General features: G+C 72.4%; 16 protein-coding genes. 9 read left to right on the top strand and 7 right to left on the bottom strand.

Annotated features, from left to right (window positions below; all coding sequences use genetic code 11):
• Positions 1 to 7 precede the first annotated feature (7 nt).
• Complete coding sequence (locus ACFUN8_RS17230; protein WP_383637548.1) at positions 8 to 697, top strand: HEAT repeat domain-containing protein; 690 nt, start codon at positions 8 to 10, stop codon at positions 695 to 697.
• Here the strand turns inward: ACFUN8_RS17230 and ACFUN8_RS17225 are convergent.
• The 4 genes from ACFUN8_RS17225 to ACFUN8_RS17210 all read right to left on the bottom strand — a co-directional run bounded on the left by ACFUN8_RS17225 (position 681) and on the right by ACFUN8_RS17210 (position 3579).
• A complete protein-coding gene (locus ACFUN8_RS17225) occupies positions 681 to 1235 on the bottom strand; it encodes a GNAT family N-acetyltransferase (RefSeq protein ID WP_383637545.1) in 555 nt (184 codons plus the stop codon). The genes ACFUN8_RS17230 and ACFUN8_RS17225 overlap by 17 nt on opposite strands.
• 3 nt (positions 1236 to 1238) lie before the next feature.
• Positions 1239 to 1643, bottom strand: a complete 405-nt coding sequence (locus tag ACFUN8_RS17220; RefSeq protein ID WP_383637542.1) for a RidA family protein — start codon at positions 1641 to 1643, stop codon at positions 1239 to 1241.
• Between the two features lie 369 nt (positions 1644 to 2012).
• Positions 2013 to 2519 carry an O-acetyl-ADP-ribose deacetylase gene (locus tag ACFUN8_RS17215; RefSeq protein WP_383637539.1) on the bottom strand — a complete coding sequence of 169 codons (507 nt, stop codon included), beginning with the start codon at positions 2517 to 2519 and terminating at the stop codon, positions 2013 to 2015.
• A 22-nt stretch (positions 2520 to 2541) separates the two neighbouring features.
• Positions 2542 to 3579 carry an Rv2578c family radical SAM protein gene (locus ACFUN8_RS17210; protein WP_383637536.1) on the bottom strand — a complete coding sequence of 346 codons (1038 nt, stop codon included), beginning with the start codon at positions 3577 to 3579 and terminating at the stop codon, positions 2542 to 2544.
• A gap of 130 nt (positions 3580 to 3709) precedes the next feature.
• Here ACFUN8_RS17210 and ACFUN8_RS17205 point away from each other — a divergent pair, with 130 nt between their 5' ends.
• From ACFUN8_RS17205 to ACFUN8_RS17190, 4 genes are all read left to right on the top strand, one after another.
• Positions 3710 to 4168, top strand: coding sequence for an SRPBCC family protein (locus ACFUN8_RS17205; RefSeq protein WP_383637602.1), 459 nt, complete (start codon positions 3710 to 3712; stop codon positions 4166 to 4168).
• Between the two features lie 379 nt (positions 4169 to 4547).
• Positions 4548 to 7010, top strand: coding sequence for an MFS transporter (locus ACFUN8_RS17200; protein WP_383637533.1), 2463 nt, complete (start codon positions 4548 to 4550; stop codon positions 7008 to 7010).
• Positions 7011 to 7156: 146 nt separating this feature from the next.
• The gene (locus ACFUN8_RS17195; protein WP_383637530.1) at positions 7157 to 9658 is read left to right on the top strand and encodes a SpoIIE family protein phosphatase; all 2502 of its coding nucleotides are present in this window, start codon (positions 7157 to 7159) and stop codon (positions 9656 to 9658) included.
• 47 nt (positions 9659 to 9705) lie between these two features.
• Positions 9706 to 10425 (top strand): class I SAM-dependent methyltransferase, encoded by a 720-nt coding sequence (locus ACFUN8_RS17190; protein WP_383637528.1) that lies wholly within the window; start codon positions 9706 to 9708, stop codon positions 10423 to 10425.
• A gap of 89 nt (positions 10426 to 10514) precedes the next feature.
• Here the strand turns inward: ACFUN8_RS17190 and ACFUN8_RS17185 are convergent, their stop codons facing one another.
• The 3 genes from ACFUN8_RS17185 to ACFUN8_RS17175 all read right to left on the bottom strand — a co-directional run bounded on the left by ACFUN8_RS17185 (position 10515) and on the right by ACFUN8_RS17175 (position 12311).
• A complete protein-coding gene (locus ACFUN8_RS17185; RefSeq protein ID WP_383637526.1) occupies positions 10515 to 11342 on the bottom strand; it encodes a lipase family protein in 828 nt (275 codons plus the stop codon).
• Between the two features lie 363 nt (positions 11343 to 11705).
• On the bottom strand, positions 11706 to 12110 hold the full coding sequence (locus tag ACFUN8_RS17180) for a RidA family protein (RefSeq protein ID WP_383637523.1): 405 nt from the start codon (positions 12108 to 12110) through the stop codon (positions 11706 to 11708).
• A 57-nt stretch (positions 12111 to 12167) separates the two neighbouring features.
• Positions 12168 to 12311 (bottom strand): hypothetical protein, encoded by a 144-nt coding sequence (locus tag ACFUN8_RS17175; protein WP_383637520.1) that lies wholly within the window; start codon positions 12309 to 12311, stop codon positions 12168 to 12170.
• Between the two features lie 214 nt (positions 12312 to 12525).
• Here ACFUN8_RS17175 and ACFUN8_RS17170 point away from each other — a divergent pair, with 214 nt between their 5' ends.
• From ACFUN8_RS17170 to ACFUN8_RS17155, 4 genes are all read left to right on the top strand, one after another.
• Positions 12526 to 15501 carry an ATP-binding protein gene (locus ACFUN8_RS17170; protein ID WP_383637517.1) on the top strand — a complete coding sequence of 992 codons (2976 nt, stop codon included), beginning with the start codon at positions 12526 to 12528 and terminating at the stop codon, positions 15499 to 15501.
• 64 nt (positions 15502 to 15565) lie between these two features.
• Positions 15566 to 17722 carry an FAD-dependent oxidoreductase gene (locus ACFUN8_RS17165; protein ID WP_383637515.1) on the top strand — a complete coding sequence of 719 codons (2157 nt, stop codon included), beginning with the start codon at positions 15566 to 15568 and terminating at the stop codon, positions 17720 to 17722.
• Positions 17723 to 18003: 281 nt separating this feature from the next.
• The gene (locus ACFUN8_RS17160; RefSeq protein ID WP_383637512.1) at positions 18004 to 18837 is read left to right on the top strand and encodes a M55 family metallopeptidase; all 834 of its coding nucleotides are present in this window, start codon (positions 18004 to 18006) and stop codon (positions 18835 to 18837) included.
• Between the two features lie 37 nt (positions 18838 to 18874).
• Positions 18875 to 20227, top strand: coding sequence for a M20/M25/M40 family metallo-hydrolase (locus tag ACFUN8_RS17155; protein ID WP_383637599.1), 1353 nt, complete (start codon positions 18875 to 18877; stop codon positions 20225 to 20227).
• Positions 20228 to 20237 lie beyond the last annotated feature (10 nt).

Below are 20237 nucleotides of genomic sequence, written 5' to 3'. Positions count from 1 at the left end.
GCCCGGCATGAGCGAGCTGGAACGGCAGGCAGGACCTGCGGATACGGCGGGGACGGTGTCGGGGGCGGCCGAGGCGGCGGGGGTGACCAGGCCCCGCGCCTCGGTCACCCCCCGTGCGCAACAGGCCGTCACGGACGAGGACTTGCGCGCACTGTCCGAGCGGGTACGGGACGAGTCCGGCGACTCGGCCACGTACCGGCGGCTGATCGCCACCGAGAACCACGAGGAACTTGCCGACGTCCTCGTCGCCCCCCAACACCCCCTGTGGGCACGGGAGATCGCGGCCTTCCGGCTCGGCTGCGCGGGGGACCGGCGCGCCTTCGAGGCGCTGGTGCTGCTCCTGAACCACCGGGATCCCGAGCGCTGCGCGTCGGCCGCCCACGCGCTGGCCCGGCTGGCCGACCCGCGTACGGCGCGCGCCGCCGCCGCGCTCGCCACGAACGTGCTGCGCACCGCGTACGCGCTCCACGCGGTGCGGCTGCTCGCCGAGCTGCGGGCTCCGGAGTCCGTACCCGCCCTGGTCGCGACCCTGGAGCGGCTGCTGGCGCCGGGCGAGACCCACTGGCGGGTGGCGCTCGCGTGCGTCGAGGGCCTGGGGCGGCTGGGGGACAGACGCGCGCTGCCCCTGCTCCGGGCGGCCCGCGCGCACCCCCGGCTGTCCGGCGCGGCGGCGGAGGCGCTCAGCCGGCTCGCGTGAGGGAACGGGCGTAGCGCACCTCGGGCACGGAGACACCGCCGACGTCGAAGGGTTCCCGCGCGCCGTCAGGTAGGAAACCGGCCTTTTCGTAGAAGCGCCTGGCGCGGGCGTTCTCCTCCAGCACCCAGAGCACCAGCCGATCGAAACCGTCGGTCGTGGCGCGCTCCACCAGCGCGTCCGTCAGCGCGCGGCCGACGCCGGTGGAGGCGTGCTCCGGCCGCACGTACAGGGCGTACAGCTCACCGGCGGTGTCGGGCACGTCCTGATCCCGGCGGGGTCCGAAGCAGCCCCATCCGACCACCGCGCCGTCGCGCTGGGCGACGAGGTTCACGACGGTGCGGTTGGTGCTGTCGGTGTTTTCGGCGCCTTCGGTGTCGGTGAGCCGGTCGCGTTGGCGGGCCGCGTCCTCCTCGACGCTCATCGCGTCGAGGTATGCCTGCGGCATCATCCCGGCGTACGCCCACCGCCAGCCGCCGATCCGCACGGCGGCGACGGCGTCGCAGTCGGCGACGGTCATCGCCCGGACGAGAAGCCTCATGGCTCAGGCGCCCTCGCCGACGATCGCGAACGCCTCGATCTCGACGAGCAGTTCGGGCCGGAACAGCGCGGCGACCTGGACGGCGGAGCTGGCCGGGGGCCGCGCGGTGTCGATCACCTCGTCGCGCGCGACGCGCACGGCGGGGAGGTGCGCGACGTCGGTCACGAAGTACGTCAGCTTCACGACATCCTCGAAGGACGCGCCCGCCTCGGCGAGACAGCGCCGCAGATTCTCGAACACCTGCCGCGCCTGGGCCCCGGCGTCCCCTTCGCCGACGATCCCGCCGTCGGCGTCGAAGGCACACTGCCCGGACACGGCGACGAAGCGGCCGGTGCCCCAGACGACGTGGCTGTAGCCGTTGCCGGGGGCGACGCCGGCGGGGGAGTGCACGTGAGCGAGTCGAGTCATGCGGCCATCCTCGCGGACGTGCCCACCGCGCGACCAGGGCTTTTCGCCGGCGGGGCGTGCCGGTCGGAGCCCGCCGGGAGGGTGGAGGCCGGGGCCATCCAACCGCCGCGCGCCGCTGATCCGTGGCGAGTGGATGCCGTGGGTCTGCCACCCGGCCGGGGGCCAGGCCGAGTTGGCAGCACCGGGTCCGTCCGGTGGCCGGTTCGTCCTCAAACGCCGGACGGGCTGAAAATGCCCCGCCCGGCGGGCGGTTCGTCCGCGGGGGCCGGACGGGCTGCATCTGAAGCCCGTCCGGCGATTGAGGACAGGCGCGGCCCAAGAGCCGCGCAACCCGGCCACCCACCCCCTCCCGGGACCCGGCGCGGCGCCCTACTCCGTCGCGAGCGCCGTCGTCAGCAGGCGGTACGACTCGACGTCGAACGCCATCAGCCTGATCCGTTCCACAGACGTCCGCGTCGACCTGAGTGTGTCGATCGCGATGCGGGCCGCCCGGTCCGGTGGGAAGGCGAAGACGCCCGTCGAGATCGCCGGGAACGCGACGCTCCTGGCGCCCAGTTCGTCCGCCACCTCCAGGCAGCGGCGGTAGCAGGAGGCCAGGGTGTCCGGCTCGCCGCGGTCGCCGCCCTTCCAGGTCGGCCCCACCGTGTGGATCACATGGCGGATCGGCGGGGGGAGGTCGAAGCCCGGTGTCGCCTTCGCGTCCCCGCGGGCGCACGGCGCGATCGCCGCGCCCGCCTCGGCCAGGCGGGGGCCCGCCGCCCAGTGGATGGCGCCGTCCACGCCGCCTCCGCCGCGCAGTGACTCGTTCGCCGCGTTGACGATGGCGTCCGTGTCCTGGCGCGTGATGTCGCCCTTTACGACCTCGATCACTGTCATACCGGGATCATCGCACCCGGCACTACAACAGCGTCAGCTGTGTCGGACCCGGCTCCGGCGCCACATCGGGCGTCTCCGGAACCAGGACGCCCCGCCGGCCCGCCCGCCCCGCCGGGCCGATGCCGAACTCGTCCGCCAGTTCGTGGACCTGGCGGGTGATGCGGCGCTGGTACCACTTGGGCGCGTACGCGCCCTCCGCGTACAGCCGCTCGTACCGCGGCACCAGATACGCGTGGTGCTCCCGCAGCCACTGCATGAACCACTCACGCGCGCCCGGCCGCAGGTGCAGTACCAGCGGGGTCACCGACGTCGCCCCGGACGCGGCTATCGCCCGTACCGTGGCGCGCAGTTGGTCGGCGCTGTCGCCGAGGAAGGGGATGACGGGGGCCATCAGTACCCCGCAGGCTATGCCGCTGTCGGTCAGTGTGCGGACCGCGTCCAGGCGGCGTTCCGGCGAAGGTGTGCCCGGCTCTACCGTGCGCCACAGCGCCTGGTCGGTGAAGCCGACGGAGACGGACACGCCTACGTCCGTGACCTGGGCGGCCTGCCTCAGCAGTTCGAGGTCGCGCAGGATCAGCGTGCCCTTCGTCAGGATGGAGAAGGGGTTCGCGCGGTCGCGCAGCGCCGAGATGATGCCCGGCATCAGCCGGTAGCGGCCCTCGGCCCGCTGGTAGCAGTCGACGTTCGTGCCCATCGCGATGTGCGCGCCCTGCCAGCGGCGCGACGCGAGCTGGCGCCGCAGCAGTTCCGGCGCGTTGATCTTGACGACGATCTGCGAGTCGAAGCCGATGCCGGTGTCGAGGTCCAGATAGCTGTGTGTCTTGCGGGCGAAGCAGTACACACAGGCGTGTGAGCAGCCCCGGTACGGATTGACCGTCCACTCGAAGGGCATCCGGGACGCGCCCGGCACCCGGTTCACGATCGAACGGGCGCGGATCTCGTGGAAGGTGATGCCCCGGAATTCAGGGGTGTCGAAGGTCCTGGTGGTCACCACGTCCGTACCGAAGAGCGCGGCGTCGCGGGCCGATATGGGGTTCTCGGCCAGATTGTCCCAGCGCATGTGCGCCTCCTCAGTTGTACTGACCACAGAATAGAACACGTGTTCCCATGATCGATGCAACCCCGGATTTGGGCGCACCTCGTGGAGATGGTTGGCTGGCCGCCCGGAGAACCGAATGCTGGAGGAAGCCATGGCGCAGGTCGAAGCCACGACGGAGCGGATCATCGCGGCGGACCCGGAGACGGTGTTCGACGCGCTGGCGGACTACCAGGACATCCGCCCGAAGGTGCTGCCCGCGCACTTCAGCGAGTACGAGGTCCGCGAGGGCGGCGACGGCGAGGGGACGCTCGTCCACTGGAAGCTCCAGGCGACCAGCAAGCGCGTCCGTGACTGCCTCCTCGACGTCACCGAGCCCACCGACGGGCAGCTCGTGGAGAAGGACCGCAACTCCTCGATGGTCACCACCTGGGTGGTCACCCCGGCGGGCGAGGGCCGTTCGAAGGCCGTCGTCACCACCGTCTGGGACGGCGCGGGCGGCATCGGCGGCTTCTTCGAGAGGACGTTCGCGCCCAAGGGGCTCGCCCGTATCTACGACGAACTGCTCGCGAAGCTGGCGGCCGAGACGGAGAAGGCCCCCGAGGCGTCCTGACCCGTTCTGAGTCGTCGTGAGCCGTTCTTCCGGGCGGTCACCGGTCGGACGGCCGGGCCGCTCTGAGCCGTCCGGGGGCCGTGCCGGGGCCGTTCCGGGGCCACCCCCAGGCCGTCAAGTCCCTTGCGGCCAGGGCGGACCCGACGTCCACCCACCACCTCCCCGGGGTCACCGATTCGAGTGGTTTTCCCCGTGACGCGTGACGTGCGCCCGCGCACCACGCGTTACGGGAAAGCCCCTGATGAGCGCCCCCTGATCGACCCTCACAACCCCGTGCTTCCACGCGCCGCGCACCTCTCCATCAAGCGCCCAACTTGCTCCCGCTCTGCGTGCAATGTGAAGAATTACGCCGCGCAGACGCGACGAAGGGGAGCAATTCGTGGGTGGGATCACGCTGGTGAAGGACGACGAGCAGGCCATCGTGCCCGCTCCGGCCACGATCAACCCGCCTCCACCCGCCCCCGGCGCCGACACCCCGGGCGGTGAACTCTCCCCGCGCCGGGTGCGCCTGGTCTTCTTCGGGCTGATGCTCGCGATGCTCCTCGCCGCGCTGGAGCAGATGATCGTCGCCACCGCCCTGCCGAAGATCGTCGGGGAGCTGCAGGGCCTCGACCGGATGTCCTGGGCGATCACCGCGTATCTGCTGACCTCCACCATCGGTCTGCCGATCTACGGCAAACTCGGCGACCTCTTCGGCCGCAAGGGCGTCTTCCAGTTCGCCATCATCGTCTTCGTCATCGGATCCGCCCTGGCCGGCTGGTCCCGCACGATGAACGAACTGATCGCCTTCCGCGCCCTCCAGGGCGTCGGCGCCGGCGGCCTCATGATCGGCGTGCAGGCGATCATCGCCGACATCGTGCCGCCCCGCCAACGCGGGCGCTACATGGGCCTCATCGGCGGCGCGTTCGGGCTCGCCTCCGTCGCGGGACCGCTGCTCGGCGGCTTCTTCACCGACCATGTCTCCTGGCGCTGGTGCTTCTACTTCAACGTCCCGTTCGGACTCGTCACGCTCGCCGTCGTCACCGCCGTGCTGAAGCTCCCCAAGCCCCGCAGCAAGGCCCGGATCGACATCATGGGCGCCGCGCTGCTCGCCGCCGCGTCAACCTGCCTGGTGCTGCTGACCAGTTGGGGCGGTACGGAGCACGAGTGGGGCTCGCGCGTCATCCTCGGCCTCGCCGCCGGCGCCGTCGTATCGGCGGTCCTGTTCGTGGTCGTCGAACACTTCGCGCCCGAACCGATCATCCCGCTGCGGCTGTTCCGTGACTCGATCTTCAACGTCACCAGTCTCGTCGGCGCGGTCATCGGCGTCGCGCTCTTCGGCGCCGCCAGCTATCTGCCGACCTTCCTCCAGATGGTCGACGGCGCGTCGGCCACCGAGTCGGGTCTGCTGATGATCCCGATGATGGGCGGCATCGTCGTCGCCTCCGTGGTCTCCGGCCAACTCATCAGCCGTACGGGCCGCTACCGGATCTATCCCATCCTCGGCGCCGGGATCTCCGCCGTCGGCATGTGGCTGCTGTCCCGGCTGGAGACCGACACCTCCCGGCTCGAATACAGCGTCTGGCAGGCCGTGCTCGGCGTCGGCGTCGGCCTGGTCATGCCGGTGCTGATCCTCGCCGTGCAGAACTCCGTCCAGCCCACCGACCTGGGCACCGCCACCAGCGCCAACACCTACTTCCGGCAGATCGGCGGCAGTGTCGGCGCCGCCATCTTCGGGACGCTCTTCGCCGACCGGCTCACCGACGCCCTCGCCGACCGCATCCCGGCCGGGGCCGGGCTGCCGAGCGCCGAATCCATCACGCCGCAGATGGTGCACGCGATGCCGCCCGCGCTGCGGGACGGCTACATCCAGGCGTACGCGGACGCGATGCCGCGGATCTTCCTCTACCTCGTGCCGGTGCTCCTGCTCGGCCTGCTCATCGCCTTCTTCCTCAAGGAGAAACCGCTGGTGTCCCACAACGCCTCCGCCGCCGAGTCCACCGCCGTCCCGGCCGCCCGCGGCGCCGCCCCGTCCCCGGCTCAGACGTCCGTCTCCGTCTCCGTCCCCGCGAACGGCGCGGCCGCAGCGTCGCCCGCGTACACCCCGGGCGTCCCCGTCTGCGGCGTCGTCCAGCACCACGACGGCACCACCGTCCCGCGCGCCGCCCTCACCCTCATCGACGTACAGGGCAGCCAGATCGGGCGCGGGGCCAGCGGCGAGGACGGGCGGTACGCGCTGAGCGTGCCGGGAGCCGGTTCGTACGTGATGATCGCCGCGGCCGGCGGACACCAGCCGCAGGCGGTCACCGTCACCGTGGGCGAGCGCCCCGTCGAGCTGGACGTGGTCCTCGGCGGCGCCGGACGCCTCGCCGGCGCCGTACTGACCGCCGACGGCACACCCGTGCGCGACGCCGCCGTCACCCTCACCGACGTACGCGGTGATGTCGTCGCCTCGACCCGCAGCGGGCGCGAAGGCAGCTATGTCATCTCGGAGTTGGTGGCGGGGGAGTACACCCTCGCGGCCAGCGCGCCCGCCTTCCGGCCCGCCGCGCTCCTCGTCAGCGTCCAGGCGTCGCGCGAGACCCGGCAGGACATCGAACTGGCCGGCGGCGCGGTGCTGCGCGGCACCGTACGGGCCGGGGGCGGCCGTCCGGTCGAGGACGCGCGCGTCACCCTGCTCGACGCGGCGGGAAATGTCGTCGACACGCTCACGACGAGCGCGGACGGGACATTCCGCTTCGTCGACCTGTCGTCGGGCGAGTACACGGTGATCGCCGCGGGCTATCCGCCGGTGGCCACGGTCCTGCGGATGGCGGGTGGCGGACGCACCGAAAGGGACCTGCAGTTGGGGCACGAGGACTGAGCCGACTACTGACTGAATTTCAGTCAACTTTTGGGCGTGCGCGGGCGCACGACCTATTAGTTCATTGCCCGGCGCATTGCGTGTTCGGAGCCGTACCGTGGGTGCACAGCCGCAGATCCCGGCGGCGGGGAAGGAGCCTTCCACCCATGGACAGTGGCACTCCGCCGCTCCGGTCACGGCGGCAGCGCGCCGTGACCGGCCGGATTCCGCTTGCGGTGGTCGTCGTGGACGCCGACGGCCTCGTGTCGCACTGGTCGAGCGGCGCACGGCGGCTTTTCGGCCATTCCAAGGAAGACGCGGTCGGGCAGCCGGCGGGCGATCTGATGCCGGTCTCCGGGGCACTCACCGAGGACCGGACGGGTCGGGTCAACGGCGCCAACGACGCGTACGACGAGGGGTACGACGGGTACGACGAGCTGGGTCCGGAGCTGCACGGGCGCAGCTCCTACCCCACCGCCGGCCGGGCGAGGCTCTCCGACGAGGGGCGCCCCCGGCTCGACGTGCTGTGGTGGGCCTATCCGCTGGCAGGTCCCGGACCCGGCCGCCATCTCGTACTCGCCGCGGACGTCGCCCAGTTCCGTATCGACGCCGGCGCCGACAGCACACGGATCGCGCCGAGCTTCTCGCTGCACACCGAATTCCCGGACGCAGAGTCGCTGGCCGGCCAACTCCCGCACATCCTGCCGAACATGAGCGTCGCGGACGCGGAGCGCATCGTCGCCCAGGTCCTCGAACTCGGCTATCCGGTGCTGGAGTTCAGCCATCACGACCGGGTGCCGGTCACTCCCGACTGGGGCGTGCCGCGCCGTGCCCCCGGCCGGCCGGGCCGCGCGTACGGTACGAAGGAGCCCGCAGGCCCCGGCTCCGACCCCGTACACCACCACGCCGGTCACCAGCCCGACGACCGGCCCGCGTTCGCGGCGGCGCCCGCGCCCGAACTCGACCTCGAATACGCCGCGGTCCGCGAGCGGCTGGAGTTCCTGAACGAGGTCAGCGGACTGATCGGCTCCTCCCTCGACCTGTCCCGCACCATCCGCGAGGTCACCAGCGCCGCCGTGCCCCGCTTCGCCGACTTCGCGGGCACCCATCTGCGCGCCGCCGTCCTGGCCGGTGAGGGCTTCCCCACCGGCCGGCCCGACGTGACCACCATCTGGCACCGGGTCTGGGTCGAGCACAACGACGAACCGGGCCGCTGGGACGACACCGTGCCGGTCGGCGAGGCCATCGCCTTCCCCGAACACACCCCGTTCTTCCAGTGCATGGTCACCGGTGAGCCCGTCCTCATCCCGCGGCTCAGCGAGGAGGACGGCGACCGGATCTCCGCGCAGTTCGAGAAGCGCGACCTGCGCCCGCTCATCAACAACCGTTCCATGCTGCTCGTGCCGCTCAAGGCGCGCGACGTGGTCCTCGGCTTCATGGTGCTGATGCGCCGTCAGGGCCGGCAGCCCTTCGACGACATGGACCGCACCACCGGCGCCGAACTGGCCGCCAGGGCCGGTCTCGTACTCGACAACGCCCGGATGTACACGTATCAGGAGAATGTCGCCGACACCCTCCAGGACAGCATGCTGCCGCAGGTCGCCGCACGCATGGCGGGCTGCGACATCGCCACCCGCTATCTGCCCGGCGCCCGCCTCGGCCGGATCGGCGGCGACTGGTTCGACTCCGTCAAACTGCCCGGCTCACGTACCGCGCTCGTCGTGGGCGACGTCATGGGCCACGGGCTCAACTCGGCGGCGATGATGGGCCAGTTGCGTACCGCCGTGCAGACGATGGCGACCATGGAGATGCCGCCCGCCCAACTGCTGCGCAACCTGGACGACTTGGCGCAGCGCCTGGGCGAGAACTATCTGGCGACCTGCCTCTACGCGGTGTACGACCCCATCCGCTCGGAGCTGCAGATCGCCAACGCCGGACATATCCCGCCCGTCGTGGTCCGCGCCGCCGACGGCCGCAGCGAACTGCTCGACCTGCCGACCGGCGCTCCCATCGGTGTCGGCGGAGTGCCGTTCGAGACCGCGACCGTACGGGTCCGCCCCGGCGACCGGCTGGTGCTCTGCACCGACGGCCTGGTCGAGGTGCGCGGCCAGGACATCGGCGCGGGCCTGGCGGCGCTCTGCGAGTCGGCCGCGCATCCCGCGGCCTCCATGGACCACGCCTGCGACACCATCATCCGCGCGCTCAACACCCACGGCGGACGCAAGGACGACGTGGCGCTGCTGATGGCCCGGCTGAACGGCATCCCGGACGGTGACGTCGCCGAGTGGCAACTGGCCCTCGACCCGCGCGAGGTCGCACGGGCCCGGCGCCTGGTGCGGGGCAAGCTGTACGACTGGGATCTGCCACAGGCCGTGGAGAGCGCGGAGCTGATGGTCAGCGAGCTGGTCACCAACGCCGTACGGCACGCCCGCATCCGCCACGTCGGGCTGCGGCTGGTCCGCAACGACGCCCTGCTCTGCGAGGTCTCCGACGACGAGCCGGCCCCCGCGAGCCTGCTGGGCGCGACGGCCGACGACGAATTCGGGCGGGGACTGCGGGTGGTGAGCCGGCTGGCCCGCGGCTGGGGGAGCAGCAGCACGGCGCGGGGCAAGACGGTGTGGTTCGAACAGACTCTGGGGGGAAAGGGTTCGCGCATGACGCGGAGCTGACGCGTCGTCAATTCGCCTCTCGCGGGCGCATATTGAGGAGGACGCAGATGGGTGTGTCGGAGCGCTACCGGGATTCGTGGGAAAGCTACTGGCGCGACACGTCCGACGCACCGGGCGAGGCGATCTGGGACTCCGACCCCTCCCTCACGGCCGTACCGCACTGCGAGATCCTGCTGCCGCACGCCGACCCGGCGCTGCCCGTGGTCGACCTCGGCTGCGGCAACGGCACCCAGACCCGCTATCTCGCCACCCGCTTCGCCCACGCGGTCGGTGTGGACCTCTCGCACGCGGCGATAGAGCACGCCAGGCGGGCCGACACCGAGAAGGTGGCCGAGTTCGAACAGCTCAGCCTCGTGGACCACGAGGCGGTCCGGGCACTGTCGGAGCGGATCGGTGACACCCACGTCTATATGCGCGCCGTCATCCACCAGAGCGAACCGCAGGACCGGCCCGCCGTCGCCGGAGCGGTGGCCGCGCTGCTGGGGGCGCGCGGCCGGGCGTTCGTCGTGGAGCTGACCTCCGGCTCGAAGACGCTGTTCCAGCGGGCCGTCGAGTCCCCCGGCGGGCCGCCCGCGAAGCTGCGCCGGGTCTTCGACCACGGCCTGAGGCCGGCCGGGGCCGCCGACGACGAGGTGCCGAGGCTGCTGGGCGAGGCGGGCCTGCGGATCATCGACAGCGGGGACACCACGCTGCCTCAGACGGAGTACCTGGCCGACGGCACCCGGATCGACCTGCCGGCCCGATGGTTCGTCCTGGCGGCCGGCTGAGGTCACGCGATTCCCACCCCGCCCCTGGACGACGGCCGCGTACCCGCCGCCGCGTACGAGATCAACCCCGGGCTGGAACTCCCCTGCTCTCAAACGGCGTTGGAGAGGTTCTTCTCGAACGCGGCCAGGTAGTTGGCCAGATGGTGGTCCTTCACCGCGTCGGTCTCGGGTGCGAAGAGGTCGGCGCTCAGTCCCTTGACCCGGTCCAGCAGCCGGGCCGTCAGGGGAAGGGACTCGTGGAGCCGGCCGTCGGCGTCGAAGTAGCGGAGCGAGTCGACGTGCGTGAACGCCGGTTCGGGCGGGAGGTGGGGGACGATGTCGTTGTTGTTGACGAAGCGGTAACAGCGGTCCTTGAACGCCTTGTTGTGCAGTCCGGCGAGGAGCCGTTCACAGGTACGGGGCTGGCCGAAGGTGTAGACGCCGTCGGGCAGGAGCCGGGGCTCCTCGAAGTACCAGCGGGCGCCCGCGAGCATCGCGAGGGCCCCGCCCAGGCTGTGGCCGGTGAACCAGACACTCTGCCCGTCGGTGCGCAGCTCCTGGATGGTGTCGCGGATCCGGGGATAGACCGACCGCAGGGCCTGGTGGAAGCCGTAGTGGACGAAGCCCCTGTTCCCCGGTCCGGGGACGGGCGGGGTGTTGACGTCGGTGAGCCAGTCGTAGATCTTCAGGACCTCGGTGCCCCGGAAACCGGCGACGATCATGCGGTCGCCGCCCATCACGTACGCCTGGGTGTCCTCGATCGGGAACGGCATCCGGTGTGTCGACTCGAAGTGCCGCACCTCGTCGAAACCCCACGCGGCGGCCTGCGCCTCGATGGCGTCCCGGCCCAGCGGGGCCAGCCCGGCCGCGCGGGCCATCCAGTAGGCGTGCGGGAGGGAGTAGCGGGTCGTCGAGTGGTCCAGGGCGGGGATGGCCATCGGTGTCCTCCGGGTGGGGCGGCGGCGTTCGGGGTCGTACGCCCGGCAAACGACGACGCGCCGCCGTCCGGCACGCCGAGTCCGCCTCCCGAACCGCCCGCCCGGTAGGCGACCGGCGCACTCGCCCCGGCGCACACGCCGACCGGCGCACTCCGCTCACCACCGTCCCGGCCAGATCGGCAGGGCCTGGGGCCTGTCTTCAAAGTAGCGCCGTCCGCCCGTAGGGCGGGGCCTGCGGCGTCTGGTGCGGTGCATCGCAAGGCGGAGGATCGGCCTCGTACTGGGCGTACTTGGGCGACTCCGACAACGCGGCGAGGTGCCGTGCCAGGCGTCGCAGGCCAGGCGGGACTTTGAAGACAGGGCCTAGGGGCGGACCGCCACCGCGTCCACCTCGAACAGCATCCCCGGCAGCGCGAGCGCGGCGACGCCGCTCAGTGTCTGGGCCGGGAGGCGGTCGCCGAAGCGCGCGTGGAGCGCTCTGCCGAGGATCTCCAGCCGGCCGAGGTCGTGATCGACGATGTAGGTGCCGAGGCGGACCACGTCCTCGTACCCGAGGCCGACGCCCTCCAGCGCCGATCTCAGCCGGTCGAACGCCGCGTCCACCTGGGTGGCGAAGTCGCCGGGAAGGGCGGCTCCGGTCGCGTCGGAGGCGTACTGGCCCGCGATGAAGACGGGTTGGCCGGGGGCCGAGGCGGCGTGGCTGTAGCCGAACGGGGCCGGGTCGTGGAGAGCGGCCGGGTTGGTGAGGGTGCGTCGGTCGGTGGACATGACTGCCGCAACCGTCCCCGCCCGGCCGCCTATTCCGACCCCCGCCCAACGGCGGGCTCAGCGGTTCTGGAGGAACCAGACGATCCACGCGACGGTGCCGGTGCCCGCGGCGGTGGCGGCTCCCGTCACGAAGCTGTACAGCGCGGCCGCACGCAAACTCCGGACCGTGACCTGCGTTGCGGTGGACCTCGTCGGTTCCATGACCACTCCCCGGCTTCTCGTACGGTGCGCCGCTCCGCCGACGACAACGAGCGGGCGCTGAAACGAGGTTGGGCCTCCGGCACCGGGGAAGGCTGTTGAACCGGGCACTACGGGCAGAAGCCTCGTATACCTCCTTGTCACAGGGTGTGCCCGCAGTGCCCGTCGAGGGCAGCGGACACGGCGGTCGGGGGCGGGGACAAGGACCGTCATCGCCATGGGGGAGTCGATGGACCAGCGCGCTCGTGCGTTCTACGAGGAGTTACGGGCCTTGGAGAACCGTGCCAGGGCCGCGAGGCGTGCCGCGGGCCAGGGCTACTCCCGGCGGGAGGTCGGCCGCGCCGTCAGGAAGTACGGCGCGGAGGTGAGCGCGCAGCGGGTCAGCGACTGGCTGTCGGACACCGCCGGGCGCGCGAAGGTGCCCAGCCCCGGCAGCAGCGAGCAGGTCTGGGCCCTGGTCCGGCTGTGGAGCCACTGGGCCGGTGAAGTACCCAACGAACGTTACTGGCGCACCCTGTTGGACCAGGCCCAGCCCGCGGAGCGTGGGCGCGCGACCGGGCCGGCCGACGCCCGGCACGCCGAGCGGGGCGAGCCACGGCCGGCGTCGTCATCGTCCGCCGTCGCCTCGCTGCGCACCCTTCCCCGTGACGTGACGGCGTTCACGGGGCGCAACCGTGAGCTGGACCGGCTCGTCGCGGCGGCCGGTCCGGCCCGTGGCGTCACCGTACGCACCGTGGACGGAATGCCAGGAGTGGGGAAGACCGCGCTGGTCACCCGCGCCGCGCATCTGCTCGCCGACCGGTTTCCGGACGGCCAGATGTTCATCCGGCTGCATGCCCACACCCCGGGGCAGCGCCCGGCGGAGCCCGCGGAAGTACTCGCCGCGCTGCTCGCCGGAGTGGTCGGGGCCGCGCAGCAGATCCCGGTCGACCTGGACAGCAGGGCGGCCCTGTGGCGCGCCCACCTGGCCGGCCGCCGGATGCTGCTGGTCCTCGACGACGCGGTCGACCACGCGCAGGTCGAGCCGCTGCTGCCGGCCATCGGCGACTGTCTGGTGCTGGTCACCAGCCGCCGTCGGCTGGTCGCCATGGAGAGTGCCACGCCGCTGTCGCTGGAGATCCTGCCGCAGCGCCAGGCCGCCGAACTGTTCACGCGCCTCACCCACCGCGCGGCCACCGACAGCGGCACCGACGCCGACATGATCGACGAGATGGTGCGGCTGTGCGGCCGGCTGCCGCTGGCCATCTCGTTGCTGGCCGGGCGGCTGGCGCACCATCCGGCCTGGAGCATCGCCCAGTTGGCGTCGGACTTCATCGCGGCACGGGACCGGCTCGACGAACTGCACGCCGGCGACCGTACGGTGGCCGCCGCGTTCGAGCTGTCGTACCGCGACCTGCCCCTGGACCGGCAGCGCCTGTTCCGCCGGATCGGACTGCACCCCGGGCCCGACATCGACGCCCGCGCCGCCGCCGCGCTCGACGACATCTCCGTGGCCCGCGCGCGCCGGGAGCTGGAGGCGCTGTACACCGACCACTTGATCGACGAGCAGGCGCCGGGTCGCTACCGCCCGCACGACCTGGTGCGCGCCTACGCACGCGTGCTGGCCTCCCGCGACCCGGCGGAGGACCGCGACCGCGCCACCGCGCGTCTCCTGGACCACTACCAGCACCGGGCGGAAGCCGCCGACCGGCACCTCTCGCTCTCCCCGTCCCCCAGCAGCGCCGCCGCCTTCGACGAGGAACTGACCTCCCGGGAAAGGGCGTTGACCTGGATGCACGCGGAGCGCGCCAATCTGTTCGCGTGCGCCGACCACGCCGCCACCACCGGCCGGCACGCCCGGGTCGTCCGACTGGCCGCGGCCATGACCGCGTTCCTCCATCAGGAGGGCCCCTGGCAGCAGGCCGCCGCCCTCCAGGGGCGCGCGGTGGCCGCCGCGGCGGCGGCCGGTGACCGGCACGGCCAGGCCAGCGCGCTCACGGCACTGGGCGCCGTACGGCTGCTGACCAACGACTACGCGGCGGCGCTGGAGCTCGAAGAGAGCGCGCTGGCCCTCTACCGCGAACTCGACGACCGGCACGGCGAGGCCCGTGCGCTGACCGTACGGGGCCGCGTGCTCCGGCTGCTCAACGAGTACCCGGCCGCCACCGAGTCGCAACGACAGGCGCTCACCCTCCAGCGGAGCCTGGGCGACCGGCACGGCGAGGCCGAGGCCCTGACCGAACTGGGCTTCATCCGATACCGCACCAACGACTACCCGGAAGCCGCCGAACTGCAGGCACGCGCCCTCACCCTCTACTGGGACCTCGGCGACCGGCACGGCGAGGCCGGCGTCCTCAGCCGACTGGGATTCGTACGATTCCGGACCGGGGACTATCCGGCCGCCGCGGCGCTCCAGGACCGGGCCCGGCTCATCTACTGGGAATTGGGCGCCCGCCAGGGCGAGGCCAACGTGCTGACCGAACTGGGCCACATCGAGATCGTCAGCGGCCGGCACGCCGCCGCCGACGAGCCGTTGGGGCGCGCGCTGGCCCTCTACCGGGACCTCGGCGACCGGCACGGTGAGGCGGACGCGCTGACGGAACTGGGCCGGGCACAGGTCTCGGCCGGGAACCACGCGACGGGAGTCGAACTCCTTGAGCGCGCGCTGGAGTTGCTGCGGCGGCTGGGCGACCATCTGCATGAGGCATACGTCCTCACGTGGCTGGGCAGGGTTCGCACGGTCACCGGGCAGTACCCGGAGGCGACCGAACTGCTGCGGCGCTCGCTCTCGCTGCGCCGGGAACTGGGCGACGCCCGAGGGGAGGCCGAGGCACTGAACGCCTTGGGTGACCTCCTCGTCGAGTCCGGCGGCGCGGACGAGGCGCGCGCCCGGTACGAGCAGGCGTTGCGGCTCACCGCCGCGGTACCGAATCCGCTGGAGGAGGGACGGGCGCTCGAAGGCATCAGCCGGTGCAAGGAACTCACCGGCGCGCCGACCGAGGCACTGGCCGACATCAGAGGGGCGGTCGGTATCTACCGGCGTCTCGGCGCCGCCGAGGTGGAGCCGGCCGCGAGGCGACTGGCCGGCCTGACCGATGCCGTACGGCCGACGGATCCGGACGGTCCTCCCGGCCCGGCCGCTTCCCCCGGCCCTCCGGGCCCTCCCAATCTGCCCACCGCCCCGCCGACCGACGATCGTTCGGCGCACAACTGAGCGCCGTCGCCCGGGAATCACCGTCGCGCGGCCGAGACACATCCCGTCATGGGAAAGGAATCACATGCATTCGACGCGGTCGGACCGACAGGGCGCCAGGGTCGCGGTGGTGGGCGCCGTGGGTGTGCCCGGAGACCCCCGGGGAGAGTGGTTCGTCGAGGCCGCGGCCACCGTCCGGCATCCGGCCACCCGCTGGGAGCTGTTCGACGATCGGGGCGGGGCCGGCGACGCCGTGTCCGTCGCGGAAGAGGTGGTGGCCGACGGCGGGTTCACCGCGGTCGTCGCGGCACTGCCGGAGGAGGAGTCCGCGGAGCGGTCCGAGGCGGCTCTGCGGCTCTACCGGAAAGCGGGCCTGCCGGTTCTCCTGCCCCTGGCCACCGGCCCGGGCCCGGCCGCGGCGAGCGACGACACCGTCCTGCGGCTGTATCCCCCCGACGGGGGTCAGGTGGCCGCGATCACCCGCGTCTGCGAGGAACGAGGTCTACGGCGGCTCGCCGTTCTCCACGACGGCGGTGAACGCGGCAGGCGGTTGGCCGAGCGGCTGATCGCGCGAACGGCCGGGACCGGGGCCGGGGGCGTGACCGAAGCCGTGGCCGGGACCGTATCGGAGGCCGTGACCGGGACCGTGTCCGAGGGGGACAGCACCGAGCCGGTCGCCGAGGCGTACGAGGAGTGGCCCCCCGGCGAATCGCCCGGAGCGGTCGTGCTGTGCGGCACTCCCGCCGGCATGGCTGGTCTGCTGCGCCGCGCGCCCTCCGCTCCCCAACAACTGGTGATCCTCACCGACGACTGCGACCTCCCGGCGTCCGGCAGGACCGTCGTGGTGGCCCGGCCGGTCGGTGGCGGGGCCACCCGGGTGGCTGCGGCCTTCGTCGCGCTGGGCGGAGCGCTGGCCAAACACCCGGAGCGACGGGGAGCCGCCCTGCTGGACACGGTGCGCGGTGAACTGGCCGTGCCCACCGGCCCGCGGGGCGACACCCCCCGGCACGGCTGGCAGGTGCGGCCACGGCGACCGCTCTCCCGGCCCTCGGGACCGGCCACCGCCGAGCACCACGACTTCGCCGTACTCGGCGGCGGCATGGTCGGCAGGGCGGCCGCCGCCGAACTCGCCGAGGCCGGAGCCTCGGTGGTGCTGGTGGACGACGGCACCCCGGGATCGTCCGCCAGCGCGGTGTCCGGCGGTCTGGTCCGGGCCTTCGAACTGGACGAGGGTGAGCGGAACCTCGCCTGCGAGGCGTTCCTCGCGCTGTGGGGACGGCCGGAACTCGCGACCGCGCACGGTTTCCGCCGCACCGGTGCCCTGGTACTGCTCGGGCCTGCGGACGTGGAAAAGGCCGCGGTCTCCGTCACCGAGCTGAACAAGCTGGGCGTATCCGCCGAGATGGTCTCCGTGTCCGGGCTGCACACCCGCTGGCCGGACCTGCGGACGGCCGGGCTCGCGGGCGCGGTCTGGGAGCCGGGAGCGGGCTATGTACGGGGCCCGGTGGCCATGGCCGCACTGCTGGACCGCGCCCGGCTGGCCGGTGTACGGGTGCTTCCCAGGCACCGGGTCGACTCCCTCACCGCCGACGCGGGCGGCACCGCCGTACTGACCTGGTCCGCGGCCGGAGAGGGAGATCGCGGCGACGATCGGGAGAGCGACCGGGCGGCGGCCCACGGCGACGATCGGGCCGGCGACCGGTCGGCCGCCCACGGCGAACTGCGTGCCGACGTCGCCCTGGTCGCCGCCGGCTGCGCCACCCCCTCGCTGCTCGGGGACCGCTGGCCGGCGGACCGGCCCGCCGCGAGCAAGCTCATCCGGTACGGGATCTTCGAGTTGGGCGGTCGGCGGCTGCCCACCATCGTCGACGGCGTCACCGGTTCCTGGGCCCGCCCGGACGGCGTCGACGGGCTGCTGGCCGGCTTCCCGCTGGCGGCCCCGTGGAACGCGCCCGCCGGGCCCGCGACGATCCCCGACGACCAGCAGGTGCGGTGGATACGGGACGGGCTCTCCCCGAGGCTGCCCTTCCTCGCCGAGGCCAGTCTGCTCACGGGATCGAGCGGCACGGACCTGTTCGTCGACGGCGGACTGCCGGCGCTGGGCCCGCTGCCCGGCCTGCCGCACACGGTGGTGGCGGCCGGATGGTCGGGAGCGGGCTTCAAGACCGCCCCGGCGGCGGCCCGACGGGCCGCGACCGCCGCTGTCCAACTGCTGGAAGGGCAACGGAATCGCCGTACGTGACGGTGGACGTGACGCCGTACATGACGCCGTACGTGACGGTGGACGGTCGCGGACGCTGCCCGCGGCCGTGTCCGACACATGACGCCGTCCGGGTGCGCGGCCCGCCGGAGTGCCGGGTACGACCTGGCCCCGCCTCGCCCCCCGCCCCCCTCGCCCCCTTCCCGGTGACGGCCTTGGACGCGGGCGCGTCGACGCCGACGCGCCGGTCTACACTCGCCGCTGCGACAATTGCTGCCAGCTGGTTATCTCCACGCTTCTGACCTGGGAAGAAGGCAAGTCCGGTGAAGATTCTCATCAGCGCCGACATGGAAGGCGCCACCGGTGTGACCTGGCCGGCCGACGTCCTGCCGGGGACGCCGCAGTGGGAGCGCTGCCGCACCCTGTTCACCTCGGATGTGAACGCCGCCGTCCTCGGCTTCCTGGACGGCGGCGCCGACGAGGTGCTGATCAACGAGGCGCACTGGACCATGCGCAATCTCCTGCTGGAGCAACTGGACGAACGGGCCCAGCTGCTCACCGGCCGCCACAAGCCGCTGAGCATGGTCGAGGGCGTCCAGCACGGTGACGTCGACGCCATCGCCTTCGTCGGCTATCACACGGGCGCGGGCACCGAAGGCGTCCTCGCGCACACCTATCTCGCCAACTCCATCACCGGCGTCTGGCTCAACGGCGAGCGCGCTAGCGAGGGGCTGCTCAACGCCCATGTCGTCGCCGAGTACGGCGTCCCCGTGGTCCTCGTCACCGGCGACGACCTGACCTGCCGGGACGCCGACGGCTACGCGCCCGCCGCCCGCAAGGTCGCGGTGAAGGACCATGTCTCGCGGTACGCCGCGGTCTGCCGCACCCCCGCCCGTACCGCCGCCGACATCCGCGCCGCGGCCAAGGAGGCGACGGCGCTGGCCGTACGGTACGAACCGGCCGACGGCGGCCCGTTCACCGTGGAGTTGGAGTTCGACGCCGAGCATCTCTCCGCGGCCGCCACGGTCGTACCCGGAGTCGTACGCGGCGGCGAACGCCGTGTCGCGTACACCAGCGAGACGATGTATGAGGGCATTCGCACGTTCAAGGCGGTCACCACGATCGTCTCGTCCGCCGTGGAGGAGCAGTATGGCTGACATGACGCCCATCGAGACGCCAGCGGGGTCCCCTGACATGACGCCCGTGGACGCGAGTACCGACCGAGCCGAGGCCATCGACATGGTCGCGCTGGACGAGGTGGTGTCGTTCACCTCGGAGCTGATCCGTATCGACACGACCAACCGGGGCAACGGCGACTGCAACGAACGCCCGGCCGCCGAGTACGTCGCCGAGCGGCTGGCCGCCGCCGGACTGGAGCCCACCCTCCTCGAACGGACCCCCGGCCGGACGAACGTGGTCGCGCGCATTCCCGGCACCGACCCGACGGCCGACGCGCTCCTGGTCCACGGCCATCTGGACGTGGTACCCGCCGAGCCCGCCGACTGGTCCGTGCACCCCTTCTCCGGCGAGGTCAGGGACGGCGTCGTGTGGGGCCGCGGGGCCGTCGACATGAAGAACATGGACGCGATGGTCCTCTCCGTCGTCCGCGCCTGGGCCCGGTCCGGGGTCCGGCCGCGCCGGGACATCGTCCTCGCGTACACGGCCGACGAGGAGGCCAGCGCGATCGACGGCTCCGGCTTCCTCGCCGACCACCACCCGGAGCTGTTCGAGGGCTGTACGGAGGGCATCAGCGAGTCCGGGGCCTTCACCTTCCACGCCGGGCCCGGCATGGCGCTCTACCCGATCGGGGCGGGCGAGCGCGGCACCGGCTGGCTCAAGCTCACCGCGCACGGCAGGGCGGGCCACGGCTCCAAGGTCAACCGCGCCAACGCGGTCAGCAGGCTGGCCGCGGCCGTCGCCCGCATCGGCGACCACGAATGGCCGCTCAGGCTCACCCCGACGGTCCGCGCCGCGCTCAAGGAGCTGGCCGCGCTCCACGACATCGACGCCGACGTCGAGGCCGAGCACTTCGACGCCGACGAACTGCTCGCCAAGCTCGGCCCGGCCGCCGACCTGGTCGCGGCGACCGTACGCAACAGCGCCAACCCGACGGTCCTGGAGGCCGGTTACAAGGTCAATGTGATCCCCGGTCAGGCCGTCGCCTATGTCGACGGACGCATGCTGTCGGGCGGCGAGGACGAATTCCGCGCCACGATGGACGAGTTGACCGGACCCGACGTCGACTGGGAGTTCCACCACCGCGAGGTCGCCCTCCAGGCCCCGGTCGACTCCCCGACGTACGCCAAACTCCGCGCGGCCGTCGAGCGGTTCGACCCGGCCGGGCACGTCGTGCCCTACTGCATGTCGGGCGGTACGGACGCCAAGCAGTTCTCCCGCCTCGGCATCACCGGCTACGGCTTCTCGCCGCTGAAGCTGCCCGCCGACTTCGACTACCAGGCCCTCTTCCACGGCGTGGACGAGCGGGTCCCGGTCGACGCCCTGCACTTCGGAGTCCGCGTCCTCGACCACTATCTCCAGTCCGCGTAGGGGAGTTGGA

The organism is Streptomyces sp. NPDC057307 (genome assembly GCF_042667665.1).
Taxonomy (GTDB): Bacteria; Actinomycetota; Actinomycetes; order Streptomycetales; family Streptomycetaceae; genus Streptomyces.
Note: the sequence above shows the minus strand (reverse complement) of the source record. Positions and strands in the feature narration are given on the sequence as shown.